13 protein-coding genes are annotated in these 16,670 nt (G+C 55.5%); 3 read left to right on the plus strand and 10 right to left on the minus strand.

All coding sequences use genetic code 11. From position 1 onward, the window contains the following. Nucleotide 1: 1 nt before the first annotated feature. From ACI2JR_RS17725 to ACI2JR_RS17770, 10 genes are all read right to left on the minus strand, one after another. The gene (locus ACI2JR_RS17725) at nt 2-1,231 is read right to left on the minus strand and encodes a winged helix-turn-helix domain-containing protein (protein WP_462479119.1); all 1,230 of its coding nucleotides are present in this window, start codon (nt 1,229-1,231) and stop codon (nt 2-4) included. Between the two features lie 56 nt (nt 1,232-1,287). Continuing rightward, a complete protein-coding gene (lpxK, locus tag ACI2JR_RS17730) occupies nt 1,288-2,268 on the minus strand; it encodes a tetraacyldisaccharide 4'-kinase (protein WP_462479120.1) in 981 nt (326 codons plus the stop codon). Further along, complete coding sequence (gene msbA / locus ACI2JR_RS17735) at nt 2,265-4,013, minus strand: lipid A ABC transporter ATP-binding protein/permease MsbA (protein ID WP_132727538.1); 1,749 nt, start codon at nt 4,011-4,013, stop codon at nt 2,265-2,267. The genes lpxK and msbA overlap by 4 nt, the downstream gene beginning before the upstream one ends. Before the next feature lie 36 nt (nt 4,014-4,049). Continuing rightward, nucleotides 4,050-6,314, minus strand: a complete 2,265-nt coding sequence (locus tag ACI2JR_RS17740) for a ComEC family protein (protein WP_462479121.1) — start codon at nt 6,312-6,314, stop codon at nt 4,050-4,052. A 211-nt stretch (nt 6,315-6,525) separates the two neighbouring features. Next, the gene (gene ihfB / locus ACI2JR_RS17745) at nt 6,526-6,813 is read right to left on the minus strand and encodes an integration host factor subunit beta (RefSeq protein ID WP_004100704.1); all 288 of its coding nucleotides are present in this window, start codon (nt 6,811-6,813) and stop codon (nt 6,526-6,528) included. 151 nt (nt 6,814-6,964) lie between these two features. Further along, nucleotides 6,965-8,638 carry a 30S ribosomal protein S1 gene (gene rpsA, locus ACI2JR_RS17750; RefSeq protein ID WP_004860074.1) on the minus strand — a complete coding sequence of 558 codons (1,674 nt, stop codon included), beginning with the start codon at nt 8,636-8,638 and terminating at the stop codon, nt 6,965-6,967. A 135-nt stretch (nt 8,639-8,773) separates the two neighbouring features. Next, a complete protein-coding gene (gene cmk / locus ACI2JR_RS17755; protein WP_132727544.1) occupies nt 8,774-9,457 on the minus strand; it encodes a (d)CMP kinase in 684 nt (227 codons plus the stop codon). Between the two features lie 193 nt (nt 9,458-9,650). Then, on the minus strand, nt 9,651-10,934 hold the full coding sequence (gene aroA, locus ACI2JR_RS17760) for a 3-phosphoshikimate 1-carboxyvinyltransferase (protein ID WP_462479122.1): 1,284 nt from the start codon (nt 10,932-10,934) through the stop codon (nt 9,651-9,653). Between the two features lie 72 nt (nt 10,935-11,006). Further along, nucleotides 11,007-12,095 (minus strand): 3-phosphoserine/phosphohydroxythreonine transaminase, encoded by a 1,089-nt coding sequence (serC, locus tag ACI2JR_RS17765; protein ID WP_462479123.1) that lies wholly within the window; start codon nt 12,093-12,095, stop codon nt 11,007-11,009. 187 nt (nt 12,096-12,282) lie between these two features. Next, nucleotides 12,283-12,975, minus strand: a complete 693-nt coding sequence (locus ACI2JR_RS17770) for a DUF421 domain-containing protein (protein ID WP_132727553.1) — start codon at nt 12,973-12,975, stop codon at nt 12,283-12,285. A 115-nt stretch (nt 12,976-13,090) separates the two neighbouring features. Between ACI2JR_RS17770 and ycaO the strand changes: the two genes are divergently transcribed. From ycaO to ACI2JR_RS17785, 3 genes are all read left to right on the plus strand, one after another. Further along, nucleotides 13,091-14,851, plus strand: coding sequence for a 30S ribosomal protein S12 methylthiotransferase accessory factor YcaO (ycaO, locus tag ACI2JR_RS17775; RefSeq protein WP_462479124.1), 1,761 nt, complete (start codon nt 13,091-13,093; stop codon nt 14,849-14,851). A 385-nt stretch (nt 14,852-15,236) separates the two neighbouring features. Then, on the plus strand, nt 15,237-16,094 hold the full coding sequence (gene focA, locus ACI2JR_RS17780) for a formate transporter FocA (protein ID WP_132727558.1): 858 nt from the start codon (nt 15,237-15,239) through the stop codon (nt 16,092-16,094). Between the two features lie 51 nt (nt 16,095-16,145). After that, the coding region (locus ACI2JR_RS17785) for a pyruvate formate lyase family protein (protein WP_462479125.1) at nt 16,146-16,670 on the plus strand (525 nt) is incomplete at its 3' end.

Below are 16,670 nucleotides of genomic sequence, written 5' to 3' on the forward strand. Positions count from 1 at the left end.
CTCAGGCCGGTTCGATTTCCCAGCCCTCACGCCGGTCGGCAAAGAGCATCGGCGGCAGACGCCCGATGGCGATTCGCCGGGCCGACTGCCAGAGGGCGAACTCTTCAAGCGCCCGCTGCAGCCCCTTTTCCAGGCCTGGAGTCACCTTGACCCCCTCTTCCAGCCACAGCGAGAACACTTCCAGCACCCCGGTTTTGCGATGTATTTTGCTGTCCATTCTGCCCACCAGTTTGCCATGGTGCAGCAGCGGCAGGACAAAGTAGCCATACTGCCGCTTTGGCGCCGGGGTATAGCACTCAAGACGATAGCTAAAATTGAATAACTGCTCGGCGCGTTTCCGGTCCCAGACCACCGGGTCAAATGGCGAGAGCACGGCGCTGTGGCTGGCGGAGAGTTTACCGCCGGGCGCCGATTCCAGCAGCCCGAGCGCTTCGCGGTGGAGCCACATCTCGCCTAACTCTTCCACCTTCACTGGCACCACCAGCCCCTCTTCCTGCCAGTTGGCCAGCAGATTCGGCAACGCGGGCCGCCGCAGCCGATAGTAATCGGCCAGCCACTGCGGGCGGAAAATGCCCAGGCTCCGGGCGCTGTTACGCAACATTCTCTCTTCCGCCTGCGCCTGTGACAATGCATCGCGCGCGTCGTCCCAGTGCGGCATCACCCGCTGCGTCAGGTCATATACCCGCTGAAAATTGCGTCGCTCCACCACCATCACTTCCCCGGCGGTAAACAACCCTTCCAGATGGCGTTTGTGCGGTTTCCACTCCCACCAGCCGCTGGCGCCTTTGCGCGAATGTGCAAAATCGGCCGAACGTACCGGGCCATTCTGCGCAATATGCTCACGCAGCTGCTGAATCTCCTCGGCGTGTTCCGCCATCCACGCTTTGCGGTACTTCCAGCCCATATTATCGGGCGTCAGCATCCGATGACGTATCAGGGGAAAATCGCTACGCGGCAAAAAACAGGCCTCATGGGCCCAGTATTCCATCAGCTCCCCGGCGCGCAGCGCCTCTTCCAGCCAGCCTTGCGGGTAGCTGCCAAGACGGCTAAACAGGACCAGGTAGGGGCTGCGGGCCACGACGTTAATGGTATCGATTTGCAGCAGCGACATCTGCTGAATAGTTTGCAGAATGTCACCGGCGCGGGCACGACGTCGGGGTTTTTTCAGTAACCCCTGCGCCGCAAGGTGGAGATGACGGGCTTCTTTGAGTGACAGTGCTAATACCGACATGCAGGTTCTCCGTAAAGGACTGCAGCACAGCGTCGGTGAAAGCCAGCGTGGCAGCACTAACGTTGCGCCAGCGTCACCAGATCCGTCAGCAAGCGCTGTGCGCGTTCATCCGTCATGATGGCGTCGACGGGTAAATACCACCAGTTCGCTTCGGCAAACCCGCGACATTTTACCGCGTCTTTCTCGGTCATCAGCAGCGTTTGCTGCGCGGTCACGAGGGCGGACACGCCCGCCTGAGTTAATGCCTGATGGTCAGCGAGCGCGACGGTTTTCACCGGCTGCACGCCGCAGCTTTCCAGAGTGGCAAAAAAGCGCGGCGGATGACCAATTCCCGCCATCGCCACGACATTAGCGAATGACGCCACCTGACGTCGCTCACCGCTTAACACATTCACCGCCAGCCCGGGACGCAATTGCATCGGGATCTCTCCCGGCTGCGCGACGCCGCCGTTGACGATGATCGCATCGACGCTGCGTAAACGGGAAGCGCGTTCACGCATCGGCCCGGCCGGCAGCCACCAGCCGTTACCAAAACGGCGCACGCCATCAATGACGACAATTTCTTTATCACGCGCCAGCTTATAGTGCTGCAGACCGTCATCAGTGACGATCAGCTGCACATCATGGGCGGCGAGCAGCGCCTGCACCGCCTCGCTGCGCACCGGCGAGACGGCAACCGGCGCGCCGGTGCGTTGGAAAATCAGCACCGGCTCATCGCCCGCTTCCGCGGTGCTGGTGCGATTGCTGAGCAATAGCGGGTAGCCCGGCGCTTTACCGCCATAGCCGCGCGACACCACGCCGACCCGGATCCCGCGCTGCTGTAGCTGCTCCACCAGCCAGATGACCACCGGCGTCTTGCCGTTGCCGCCTGCGGTAAGGTTGCCCACCACCACCACCGGCACCGGCGCCCGCCAGGCCTTCTTCAGCCCCAGCCGGTAGCTGAGGCGAATCAGCCCGCTCACCAGGCCATAAAGCCAGGAGAGCGGCAGCAGAAGTCGCCATAAAGGCGACTCACCGGACCAGATACGCGCAATCATTGGCCAAATTGCATCTTATGCAGTTGGGCATATACGCCGCGGTGCGCCAGCAGATCGGCATGGCTACCGCGTTCAACGATATGACCCTCTTCCACCACCACAATTTCGTCGGCTTGCTCGATGGTTGACAGGCGGTGAGCAATCACCAGCGAAGTGCGGTTCTTTTGCAGTTCGTCGAGCGCAGCCTGGATGGCGCGTTCGGATTCGGTATCCAGCGCCGAGGTTGCTTCGTCCAGAATCAGGATCGGGCTGTTACGCAGCAGCGCCCGCGCGATGGCAATACGCTGACGCTGACCGCCGGAAAGCAGGACGCCATTCTCGCCGATAACCGTATCCAGGCCATTATCCATTTTGCTGATAAAGTCCATGGCATAGGCCATCCGCGCCGCTTCTTCGATCTGCTCACGGCTGTACTCTTCTGTGCGCGCGTAGGCGATGTTATTCGCCACCGTATCGTTGAACAGATGGACGTTTTGCGATACCAGCGCGACCTGATCGCGCAGAGAAGCCAGGGTGTATTCGCGCAGGTCGTGCCCATCCAGCGTAATCTGCCCTTCATCGATATCATAAAAGCGGGTGATCAGGCTGGCGATAGTCGATTTACCCGACCCCGAACGCCCCACCAGCGCGACCGTTTTACCCTCATGGATACTCAGATTGATATTACGCAGCGCCGGCGCATCGCGGCCCGGGTAGGTAAAGGTGACGTTGTTGAACTCGAGGTTGCCTTTCGCACGCTCGATAACCCGCTTACCCTCGTCTTTTTCCTGTTCGGAATCAAGGATCGCAAACAGCGTCTGGCAGGCGGCCATCCCGCGCTGGAACTGGGCGTTGACGTTAGTCAGGGATTTCAGCGGGCGCATCAGGGCAATCATGGAAGAGAAGACGACGGTGATCGTACCGGCGGTCAAGGTTTCCATCACGCTGGGGAAGCTGGCGGCATACAGAACAAACGCCAAAGCCAGCGAGGCGATCAGCTGAATGATCGGATCGGAGATAGACGACGCGGAGACCATTTTCATCCCCTGCAAACGCATCTTGTTGCTGACCTTATCAAAACGGCTGCTTTCTACCGCCTGGCCGCCGAACATCAGCACTTCTTTATGCCCTTTCAGCATCTGTTCAGCGCTGGTGGTCACCTGCCCCATGGTATTCTGCATGTTTTTACTGATATTACGAAAACGTTTGGATACCACGCGAATCGCCATTGAGACGATAGGAGCCAACACGATCAGAATCAGCGACAGCTGCCAGCTGTAGTAGAACATCATGATAAACAGGCCGATGATCGAAGCCCCTTCGCGCACCACGGTGATCAGCGCGCTGGAAGAGGATGACGCCACCTGTTCGGAGTCGTAGGTGATACGCGACAGCAGGGTCCCTGTCGACTGCTTGTCAAAGAAGGAAACCGGCATCCCCATCATATGGCTGAACAGTCGGCGACGCATGGTCATAACCACTTTGCCGGAAACCCAGGAGATACAGTAGCTTGAAATATAGCTGGTGACGCCGCGCAGCACCATCAGGCCGATCACTACCAGCGGCATCCAGAGCAGCACTGAGCGATCCGTTTTACCAAAACCATCATCCAGTAACGGTTTAAGAAGCGATAGCATGAAGGTATCACTACCCGCGTTAAACACTAACGCGACTGCCGCCACGATCAGTCCGGTTTTAAACGGCGCAATAATCGGCCAGAGTCGGCGGAAGGTCTGCCACGTGGAGAGGTCTTTATCGTTCTGCATTCAATAAACCAGCTTGTGTTGAAATAGCCGCATATTCTACCCGTTATCCGCGGTCTCGCCAAACCACTGATGATACCAACGCGGTAAAAGTTGATCTCGTAAGCCGTGGATTTGCCAACCCTCTGCGGAAAAACTCACCGTAATTTGCCCCTGATGCGGCGTATCGAACCACTGATAGCCCTGTTGCCGATAGCGCTGAATAACCTTTTCTGCAGGCATATGCCACGCATTATAGCGGGACAGAGAGGCCAGCGCCGCCGCACCTCCGGTTCGCTGCAATAGCGCCAGCGAAGAAGAGGTATTGCTGCCATGATGCGGAACCTGGATAAGTGTAGACGCAAGATGCTGCCAGTAGCGGCTCAACATGGCCCTTTCCGCTGGAATTTCAATATCTCCGGTCAGCAGAATGCTGCGCTTTCCATCATCGATTCGCACCACGCAGGAGCGATTATTGCCGGTTGCGCTGCTCCCCGGCAGTGGCCAAAGCGCGCGAAAAGTTAACCCGCGCCACTGCCAGCTTTCACCGCGGCGGCATGTCCGATGCCCCGCCCAGTCCAGAGGGCTGCGGACCCAGAGCCCGGGCCAGGCCTCGAGGAGCGAGTTCAGACCGCCGCGATGATCGAGATGCTCATGGCTCAGGATAATGCCTTCCGGACGCAGGTTATGCCAGCGGAGCCAGGGAATAATAATCTGCCGACCGCTATCGCCGTCGGGCCAGGCCAGCCCGGTATCATAAAGGATAGCCGCGCCCTGGCGCTCGATAACCAGCGCCAGCCCCTGCCCGACATCCAGCATCGTCACCCGCCATTCATCCTGTGGCAGGTGGCGCCAGAAGGGCCAGCTCAGCAGCACGGTGCTACTGAGACAGACAGCCGGGAGCGAACGCCAGGCATGAAAGCGCCAGACCAGAAGCATCAGCCACGGCAGGACGCTCACCCCTGCCCAGCGGAAATCCAGGCTGAGCCAGCCCTGTGGCAGCAGACGCAAAAACCAGAATAACCCCGCCAGCAGCCGGTCGGCCAGCAGCCACAAAGCCATCTCGGCCAGCACGGGTCCGCAGAGGTGTACCACCATCGCCCCCAGAATGAGGGGCACGATAACAAAGGTCACTAACGGGACGGCAATAAGATTCGCCACCCAGGAAGTCATACTCATGCCGTGAAAGAGGACGATCTGGAGAGGTAATAGCAGGAACATCAGTCCGAACTGCAGGTGGCATAAAGCCAGTATCTGGCGCAGCGGCCAGCGGCAGGCGTGTAATGACACCGGCACCAGCTGATACCAGAAAATCAGCGTCGCGACGGCAAATGCCGACAGCCACAGGCTATCGGACAACACCGCCAGCGGATCGGCGAATAAAATCGCGGCGATACCGCATCCCCATATCTGCCAGGGCGACCAGTGCCTGCCGGATAAGCGCAGGCCTACCCCCGCGCCTAACGCGACGCAGGTCCGCAGGGCCGGCGGCTGCATCCCGGTCAGCCAGGCATAAAATAACGCACAGACCAGGCCCGTGAGTAATGGCATCTGCCAGCCTATCCAGCGGCAGGGCAAAAAGAATTGCAGGCCACGTACCGCTAACCCACCCAGCAATGCCCCCAGCGCAATATGCAGGCCGGATATCGCCATCAGATGCGAGGTTCCGGTTTCCTGCATCAGGACTTTTATCTCTCCCGGCACCACCAGACGCTCCCCCATCCCGAGCCCTAATATCACCGACTGCCAGGGGAATGCGGTAAGGGTATGCTCTAACGACGCCAGATAGCGCGCCCGCAGGCTGCAGTTCAGGTCGAGCGCCTCAGCGGAGGTAAAGCGCCCGGTTAAAGCGCGATGCTGGGCCAGGGCGTAACGCTGGCCGTCAAAGCCCCCCTCATTGAGCTGGCTATGGATCGGCCGAATCCGGGCGGTCATTCGCCAGCGCTGCCCGGCGCACGGTGGCTCGGGAAGAGAACGGCCGTAAAACGTAACGCCCGGTGCGGGAGACAGGCGCCGCCCGTTTAAACGGGTGATATTTCCCTGGAACGTGGTCTCCCCGTCCACGGCGCTCAGCTCAACCTCTATCTGACGGGAACCGCCCGCTAACGCCTGAGTCGGCCATAGCGCCTGCTGCGCGTGGAGTACGCCCCACGCGAAAAACAGCATTGTCAGTGCCAGATAGCGGGCAACGGTTCTGCGGGACAGCGCGACCAGCAGAGCGCCGACAACGGTGCCCTGTACGGTGGCCAACGTGGGTAAATCAGGTAATAACAACAGCGGTAACATCCCGCAAATCGCGCACCCGGCAAGCTGTGGCAAACGCATAGCGCCCTCCCTGTTAACCAGAAGTATCACGCTAAGCCAGAGGCTCGTCAGTCACCGTTCGATTAGCCCGGATTTTTGCTTCCGCAGAAACATTCGGCTTGCCGCAAAGAGGATGTTTTTTTGTGAGGAGGGACAAATAGCAGGCATAAAAAAAGCACCTTCTGCGGTGCTTTTTTTATTGTCAGAGTACGTTGTCGCCGTTCTGCGAGACTTACTCTTCGTAAATATTGGCGCGGTCGCGTAATTCTTTCCCGGGCTTAAAGTGCGGAACGTACTTACCTTCCAGTTCGACTTTATCGCCAGTTTTCGGGTTACGCCCGGTGCGAGGTGCTCGATAATGCAAAGAGAAACTGCCGAAACCGCGGATTTCAATGCGCTCACCTTGAGCAAGCGTTGAGGCCATATGTTCCAGCATTTCTTTAACAGCATCTTCGACCGCTTTCGCAGGAATGTGAGATTGCTGGCTGGCAAGTCTTTCTATCAATTCTGACTTGGTCATTATTCCTCCGGTTTCCTTCAAGGCAAAATTAGCTAACTGCTTTAAACAAGGGCGGCCGTAGCCGCCCTTTGTGCTTGATTACAGGACGAATCCTGCAATCTGTCAAGTAAACTCGTCATAATTCAGGTTGTTGTAACCTGAATGACGAAAATTACTCGCCTTTAGCTGCTTTGAAAGCTTCAGCCATTGCGTTGTTAGAGAAGTTTGCATCTTCCTGTTTGTTAACAGTGGCGATAGCATCTTTCTCATCAGCTTCGTCTTTAGCACGAACAGACAGGCTGATTGCGCGGTTTTTACGATCAACGCCGGTGAATTTAGCTTCAACGTCATCGCCAACGCTCAGAACCAGAGTCGCATCTTCAACGCGGTCGCGGGAAGCTTCAGAAGCGCGCAGGTAACCTTCAACGCCGTCAGCCAGTTCTACGGTTGCGCCTTTAGCGTCAACTGCAGTGACTTTACCGTTGACGATTGCGCCTTTCTTGTTCAGTGCAACCCAGTTGTTGAACGGATCTTCTGCGAGCTGTTTAACGCCCAGAGAGATACGCTCACGCTCTGCGTCAACCTGCAGAACAACCGCTGCGATTTCGTCGCCTTTTTTGTATTCACGTACTGCTTCTTCGCCTGCAACGTTCCAGGAGATGTCAGACAGGTGAACCAGGCCGTCGATGCCGCCGTCCAGGCCGATGAAGATACCGAAGTCAGTGATAGACTTGATTTTACCTTCAACACGGTCGCCCTTGTTGTGGGTTTCCGCAAACTGCTGCCACGGGTTGTTTTTGCACTGCTTCAGACCCAGGGAGATACGACGACGTTCTTCGTCGATATCCAGAACCATAACTTCCACTACGTCGCCAACGTTAACAACTTTGGACGGGTGGATGTTTTTGTTGGTCCAATCCATTTCGGAAACGTGAACCAGGCCTTCAACGCCTTCTTCGATTTCAACGAAGCAGCCGTAGTCGGTCAGGTTGGTCACGCGACCGGTCAGTTTGGTACCTTCCGGATAACGCTTAGCGATAGCTACCCACGGATCTTCGCCCAGCTGTTTCAGGCCCAGAGATACACGAGTACGCTCGCGGTCGAACTTCAGCACTTTAACCGTGATTTCGTCGCCAACATTGACGATTTCGCTCGGGTGCTTAACGCGTTTCCACGCCATGTCGGTGATGTGCAGCAGGCCGTCAACGCCGCCCAGATCAACGAATGCGCCGTAGTCAGTGAGGTTCTTAACGATACCTTTGACTTCCATGCCTTCCTGCAGGTTTTCCAGCAGCTGATCGCGTTCTGCGCTGTTTTCGGATTCGATAACGGCACGACGGGAAACAACAACGTTGTTACGCTTCTGGTCAAGCTTGATGACTTTGAACTCAAGCTCTTTGCCTTCCAGGTGCAGGGTGTCGCGAACCGGACGAACGTCAACCAGGGAACCCGGCAGGAACGCGCGAATACCATTCAGCTCAACAGTGAAGCCACCTTTAACTTTGCCGTTGATAACACCGACTACAGTTTCAGCTTCTTCGTAAGCTTTTTCCAGCGTGATCCAAGCTTCGTGACGTTTAGCTTTTTCACGGGACAGCAGGGTTTCACCGAAGCCGTCTTCTACTGCATCCAGGGCAACGTCAACTTCGTCACCGACCTGGATTTCCAGCTCGCCCTGGGCGTTTTTGAACTGCTCTGCCGGAATGGCAGACTCAGATTTCAGACCGGCGTCAACCAGTACGATATCTTTGTCGATAGCAACAACAACACCACGAACGATGGAACCCGGACGGGTTTCGATTGTTTTTAAGGATTCTTCAAATAGTTGAGCAAAAGATTCAGTCATGTTTAATCTTCAGGTTTCATATTTAACGTCCACCTGGCTCCATGCCGGATGGGGTTGTTTAACATACCCGCTAACACTCCATTGCTGCGGGGGTACTGCTATAATTCGGAGGCCTGGCGCTTCACCGTTTAACGGTCAGGCGACTGCCAATTTTTCGCGCGCATAGTGTAGCGCTTTTTCAATAACTTGCTCAATGTTTAGTTCAGTCGAATCGAGAACTAAAGCATCAGCGGCCGGGACAAGCGGCGCCACGCTGCGATTGCGGTCGCGATCGTCACGCTCTTTTATCTCGGACAAAAGACGTTCAAAGTTAACACTAAAGCCCTTTTCCTGCAACTGCAGCATGCGTCTGTGGGCACGCTCCTGCGCGGATGCATCAAGGAAAATTTTCACCGGCGCATCGGGAAACACCACGGTTCCCATGTCACGTCCATCGGCAATCAGGCCGGGCAATTCACGAAAAGCGCGCTGACGACGGAGTAACGCTTCACGCACGCGCGGAAACGCAGCCACTTTCGAGGCGGTATTCGCCACTTCCTGGGTACGGATTTCAGCGCTGACGTCTTCGCCTTCCAGCACGACCTCCAGATGACCGTCGGTGGAAATAAAACGTACATCCAGATGTGCGGCCAACGGCACCAGCGCCTCTTCCGATTCGACATCAACATGATGATGCAGCGCCGCGAGGGCCAGAACGCGATAGATAGCACCGGAATCCAGCAGATGCCAGCCCAGCGCTTCCGCCATTGCCTTGCACAACGTGCCTTTACCCGCGCCGCCAGGCCCATCAATGGTGATTACCGGAATATTTGCCGTCATCTTTTTCTCCTTCAGCAAGGCGCATAGAATATAAACGCCGCGCATTATACGCATCTATACGCCGGAAAGTGAGCATTGCTTGCAAATTACGGACTACCAGAAATGTAATGCAGAAGAATTGCGCAATTATAGCGGGCCGATGGAACATCAGCCCGGGAGATGACAATGTTTTACTTTTTTGCGTCGGCGAACGTTAAGCCAGCGTACTGATCCGCGCCAGCTGCTCGAAGTAATCCGGGAAGGTTTTCGCCGTGCACTTTGGATCGAGAATGGTCACCGGCGTATCGGACAGCGCCACCAGCGAGAAGCACATCGCCATGCGATGATCGTTATAGGTGCCAATCTCGGCAAACTGCAGTTCGAGCGGCGGCGTGATGCGGATATAATCCTCACCCTCTTCCACTTCGGCGCCCACTTTACGCAGTTCGGTCGCCATCGCAAACAGACGGTCGGTCTCTTTGACGCGCCAGTTATAGATGTTACGTAAGGTGGTGGTCCCCTTCGCAAACAGCGCCGCGGTAGCGATGGTCATCGCCGCATCCGGGATATGGTTCATATCCATATCAATCGCATTCAGCTCACCGCGAGTGCAGGCAATATAGTCTTCACCCCAGGTGACGGTGGCCCCCATATTTTCCAGCACGTCGGCAAAGCGGATATCGCCCTGCACGCTATTGCGACCGATGCCGGTCACTTTTACGGTACCGCCTTTGATCGCCCCGGCGGCGAGGAAATAGGAAGCCGAAGAGGCATCGCCTTCCACCAGATAATCGCCCGGCGACTGGTACTGCTGATTGCCGCTGATGACAAAACGCTGATAAGCCTGGTTCTCGACCTCAACCCCAAAGGTTTTCATCAGATGCAGGGTGATATCAATATACGGTTTGGAAACCAGATCGCCTTTAATGGCGATCGTAGTATCCTGCGGCGCCAGAGGCGCGGCCATCAGCAACGCGGTCAGGAACTGGCTGGAGACGCTGCCGTCCACTTCAACCTGGCCGCCGGCAAAACCACCGCGCAGGCGCAGAGGCGGATAGTTTTCCTGCTCCAGATAATCAATTTGCGCGCCGCCCTGACGTAGAGCATCGACCAGATGACCAATCGGGCGCTCTTTCATCCGCGGCTCGCCGGTCAGCACGATATCGTTGCTTCCCAGGCACAGCGCGGCCGCCAGCGGACGCATCGCGGTCCCGGCGTTACCGAGGAACAGCTCCAGCGCGCTACCGGCCCGCAGCGGACCAGCGTTGCCGGTCACTTCACAGCGGGTACGATCGGCTGACAGGGCATAATGAACTCCCAGGGCGCTCAGGGCATTCAGCATATGGCGTACATCGTCGCTGTCCAGCAGATTGGTCAGCACCGTAGTGCCACGGGCTAATGCCGCCAGCAGCAAAGCGCGGTTAGAGACACTTTTTGACCCAGGCAGGTTCACGGTGCCATCGACTCGCGCAATGGGTTGTAACGTCAGGGATTCCATCAAACTCAACTCTCAAACAAACAGAATAAAAACCCCGCAGGCCAGCTGCGGGGATGAAAAGCAAGACCGTGATTAGCCGTGACGACGTTCAAAGTCCTGCATAAAGTCGGTCAGCGCCTTCACGCCCGCCAGCGGCATCGCGTTATAGATAGAGGCACGCATACCGCCAACCACCCGGTGGCCTTTCAGCGCGTGCAGGCCCGCGGCGAAGGACTCTTCAAAGAACAGTTTATCCAGCGCGCTGTCGGCCAGCTGGAACGGCACGTTCATACGGGAACGGTTGGCCGCCGCCACGTCGTTACGATAGAAGCTGCTGCGATCGATAACGCCATAGAGCAGATCGGCTTTTTGCTGGTTGATCTGGTCCATTGCGGCCACCCCGCCCTGCTCTTTCAGCCATTTGAACACCAGGCCCGCCAGGTACCAGGCAAACGTCGGCGGGGTGTTAAACATCGAGTCGTTGGCATCCAGCACGGTGTAGTCAAGGATTGACGGACAGGCGACGTTGGCTTTACCCAGCAGATCTTCGCGTACGATGACCAGCGTCAGGCCCGCCGGACCAATGTTTTTCTGCGCGCCGGCATAGATAACACCGTAACGGCTGACATCGATCGGCGCAGAAAGAATGGTGGAGGAGAAATCGGCCGCAACAATCACGTCGTCAGCAAAATTCGGCGTTTCATCAATCGCAATACCGTCGATGGTTTCATTCGGGCAATAGTGCAGATACGCCGCGCCAGGGGTCAGCTGCCACTCGCTCATCGGTTTGACCGCCCGCAGGCCATCAACCGTCACTTTGGCGTCGATGGTATTGGGCGAACAGTATTTTTTCGCTTCTTTAACCGCGCTTGCCGCCCAGTAACCCGCATCGACGTAGTCTGCGGTGGTTTTATCACCCAGCAGGTTCAGCGGAACGCCCGCGAACTGACCGCGACCGCCGCCGTGGCAGAATAAAACTTTGTAGTTGGAAGGGATATTGAGCAGATCGCGAAAATCCTGTTCTGCCGCCTCGGCCACCTGGATAAACTCTTTGCCACGGTGACTGATTTCCATGACCGACGTCCCCAGACCATGCCAGTCACACAATTCCTGCTGTGCCAGTTTGAGAACTTCCGCCGGCAGCATTGCCGGGCCCGAACTAAAGTTATAGACCTGAGCCATTTCCCCTCACCACGTTGCTATGTTGTCTGCCCGCGAACCATCGCGAGCATAAGTTATTCCTGTGGCTATCGGTTTTATCATTCAGTGACACACACCGCAACGAGTAAAACTAAGCGGCCACGAAATGCGGCCGCCGTCACACAAAAGAATCTACCAGCTTGACGTCATAAAACCGACATAATTGCTGTCAGGTGACTCTTTTCGCCCGGCTGGCCCGCGACCATTCTGCATTTGCGCAGCGCGGACATAATTGTTTATCCCCGGCGCGTAGCCTAAGAACTGCGCTACAACGTACGCAGGCATATTCATCGTCGCGCGGAATGGTGGCGAAGCTCGCGTTGTGCGGCGGAGGTAAAATGGACAGGCCGGCTTTAACGTCTCGATCAGGATAGTAGTAGAGACTAATTTGTCCGTTCGTTTCCAGAATAGCCAACCTGACCTGACCCAGCTGTTCAACACCGTTGACCCGCAGCTCCATAAAAAACTCGAATTCGGTCATGTTTTCCGCCTGTAATTTTTCCCAGGCCAGTTCACCCTGTTCGATGACCGCGATCGGTTTGCCCTCCAGTAAGTCCTCCAGCTTCTCGCTTTTGCCCATCAGCCACATAATCAGCCGGTAAAGCAGCGCCAGGGTGACAAAGACCACCAGCACCGGCAGCATCGGGACATCATCATAAAAAGCGACATCGCCCGCCGCGGAACCGAGGGTCAGAATAATGAGAACTTCAAACAGCGACATCTGCCGCACACCGCGTCGGCCGGTGATTTTAAGAAAAATAAAGACCAGTACAAAGGTGTACACGCTGCGCAGCGCCACCTCAGCCAAAAAATCCACTGGCACTTTATCCAACGCCATACGATGCCAATCAAATGCCTTCATGGTTAACGCCTGAACAGTTATCGGGTGTCAGTAAGGATAGCCAGACGATGGAGATAGCGCCGGTCATCTAAAAGCCGTATCATTGCGCGCTTTACGTACGATAAAAGTGATCGCCATGACTCAAACGTTTATTCCCGGCAAAGACGCCGCCCTGGAAGACTCCATCGCTCGCTTCCAGCAGAAGTTGCTCGACCTCGGATTTGATATTGAAGAGGCCTCATGGCTGAACCCGGTACCCCACGTGTGGTCAGTACATATCCGCGATAAAGAGTGTTCGCTGTGCTTCACCAACGGTAAAGGCGCGACCAAAAAAGCGGCGCTGGCCTCTGCTCTGGGCGAATACTTCGAACGTCTGTCCACCAACTATTTCTTCGCCGACTTCTGGCTGGGCGAAACGATCGCCAACGGGCCGTTCGTTCACTACCCGAACGAAAAATGGTTCCCGCTGACTGAAAACGACGACGTGCCGGAGGGCCTGCTGGATCCGCGCCTGCGCGCATTCTACGATCCTGACGATCAGCTGACCGCCAGCATGCTGGTAGATCTGCAATCAGGTAACGATGAGCGCGGGGTTTGCGGCCTGCCGTTCACCCGTCAGTCCGATGGCGAAACCGTCTATATTCCGATGAATATCGTCGGCAACCTGTATGTATCTAACGGCATGTCTGCGGGTAATACCCCGAATGAAGCGCGTGTTCAGGGCCTGTCGGAAGTTTTTGAGCGTCACATTAAAAACCGCATTATCGCTGAAAGCATCAGCCTGCCGGAAATCCCGGCTGAGGTGATGGCGCGCTACCCGGGCGTGGTGGAGTCCATCAATAAGCTGGAAGCGGAGGGTTTCCCGATTTTTGCCTACGATGGCTCGCTGGGCGGCAAATACCCGGTGATCTGCGTGGTGCTGTTTAACCCGACGAACGGGACCTGCTTCGCCTCCTTCGGCGCCCACCCGGATTTCGGCGTCGCGCTGGAACGTACCGTCACCGAGCTGCTGCAAGGCCGCAGCCTGAAAGATCTCGATGTCTTCACGCCGCCGACCTTCGATGATGAAGAGGTCGCCGAGCATGCCAACCTTGAAACCCACTTTATTGACTCCAGCGGTTTAATCTCCTGGGATATGTTCAAGCAGGATGCCGACTACCCGTTCGTCGACTGGAACTTCTCCGGTACGACGGAAGAAGAGTTCGCGACCCTGATGGCCATCTTCAAACAAGAAGATAAAGAAGTTTACATCGCTGACTACGAGCACCTGAGCGTCTACGCTTGCCGCATCATCGTTCCGGGGATGTCTGACATTTATCCGGCAGAAGATCTGTGGCTGGCGAATAACAGCATGGGCAGCCATTTGCGCGAAACCCTGCTTTCCCTGCCGGGCAGTGAGTGGGAGAAAGAAGATTATCTCGCGCTGATTGAACAGCTCGACGATGAAGGTAATGACGATTTTACCCGCGTGCGCGAACTGCTGGGTCTGGCGACGGGCAAAGACAACGGCTGGTATACGCTGCGCATTGGTGAGCTGAAGGCGATGCTGGCGCTGGCAGGCGGCGATCTGGAACAGGCGCTGATCTGGACAGAATGGACCATTGAATTCAATGCCTCAATCTTCAGTGCAGAACGCGCGAACTACTACCGCTGCCTGCAGACGCTGTTGTTACTGAGCCAGGAAGAAGAACGCGAACCGTTACAGTACCTGAATGCCTTTGTCCGTATGTACGGTGCCGATGCGGTAGAAGCCGCCAACGCCGCGCTGAGCGGTGAAGCGCCGTTCTACGGTCTGCAGGCGGTCGATAGCGATCTGCACGCTTTCCCGGCTCACCAGTCCTTGCTGAAAGCTTATGAAAAACTGCAGCGTGCAAAAGCCGCATTCTGGGCAAAATAAGACCGCCTTTCGCGGTTGAGCACTCTACCAGCGGGGCCGATTACGGCTCCGTTTTTTTATCCTTACGCACCGCCCCGCCTTATTTGTAGTTGCAAAGTTAATTTCGCGTAAAAAAAATTTACGCAGCACTTTATGGTTGTTAATTTTAATAAAAATACCCCATTTTAATTAACCGTCATTTGCGCGCAGAAATGAAAAAAATCAACATAAGTTGTAAATTTTAAAATTTATTTTCATCATAAAAAACATAAAGTTAACCATGAAAAAAATGAAAACCATACATTGACAGGGCCTATAGTTCCGGTGGGATATGATCTACATCAATTTCCCTTCTATAATGCTTTGTTAGTATCTCACCGCCAACTTATATAAAGAGAGAGTTAGTGTGAAAGCTGACAACCCTTTTGATCTTTTACTCCCTGCTGCCATGGCGAAAGTTGCCGAAGAAGCAGGTATCTATAAAGCGACAAAGCACCCGATGAAGACATTTTATCTGGCGATTACCGCTGGTGTTTTCATTTCCATCGCTTTTGTCTTCTATATCACTGCAACGACCGGTACTGCCGCGATGCCTTTCGGTATTGCCAAGCTGATCGGAGGGATCTGCTTTTCACTCGGCCTGATTCTTTGCGTCATTTGCGGTGCAGACCTGTTTACCTCGACCGTTCTGATCGTCGTGGCGAAAGCCAGCGGGCGAATTACCTGGGGTCAACTGGCGCGAAACTGGCTCAACGTCTATGTTGGTAACCTGATAGGCGCTTTGCTGTTTGTCTTACTGATGTGGTTGTCTGGCGAGTATATGGCCGCCAACGGCGGTTGGGGCCTCAACGTCCTGCAAACCGCTGACCACAAAATGCACCATACTTTTATTGAAGCCGTGTGCCTGGGGATCCTGGCAAACCTGATGGTCTGTCTGGCGGTGTGGATGAGCTACTCCGGCCGCAGCCTGATGGACAAAGCCATGATTATGGTTTTACCCGTGGCCATGTTTGTTGCCAGCGGTTTTGAGCACAGTATCGCTAACATGTTTATGATCCCGATGGGGATCGTAATCCGTGACTTTGCAAGCCCGGAATTCTGGACCGCTATCGGTTCCACTCCGGAAAATTTCTCTCACCTGACCGTTATGAACTTCATCACTGATAACCTGATCCCGGTCACTATCGGGAACATTATCGGCGGTGGTCTGCTGGTTGGGTTGACATACTGGGTCATTTACCTGCGTGGCGACGACCATCACTAAGGGCCGTTTCAGGCAGTAAATAAAAAATCCACTTAAGAAGGTAGGTGTTACATGTCCGAGCTTAATGAAAAGTTAGCCACAGCCTGGGAAGGTTTCGCGAAAGGTGACTGGCAGAACGAAGTCAACGTCCGTGACTTTATCCAGAAAAACTATACCCCGTACGAAGGTGACGAGTCCTTCCTGGCTGGCGCAACTGAGGCGACCACCAAGCTGTGGGACAACGTAATGGAAGGTGTTAAACAGGAAAACCGCACTCACGCGCCTGTTGATTTTGACACTTCCCTTGCCTCCACCATCACTTCTCATGACGCTGGCTACATCGAAAAAGCACTTGAGAAAATCGTGGGTCTGCAGACTGAAGCGCCGCTGAAACGTGCAATCATCCCGTTCGGTGGTATCAAAATGGTTGAAGGTTCCTGCAAAGCGTACGATCGCGAGCTGGACCCGATGCTGAAAAAAATCTTCACTGAATACCGTAAAACGCATAACCAGGGCGTGTTTGATGTTTACACCAAAGACATCCTGAACTGCCGTAAATCAGGCGTACTGACCGGCCTGCCAGATGCTTATGGCCGT

The organism is Klebsiella sp. NPDC088457, from assembly GCF_044900465.1.
In the GTDB taxonomy this organism is placed as follows: Bacteria; Pseudomonadota; Gammaproteobacteria; order Enterobacterales; family Enterobacteriaceae; genus Klebsiella.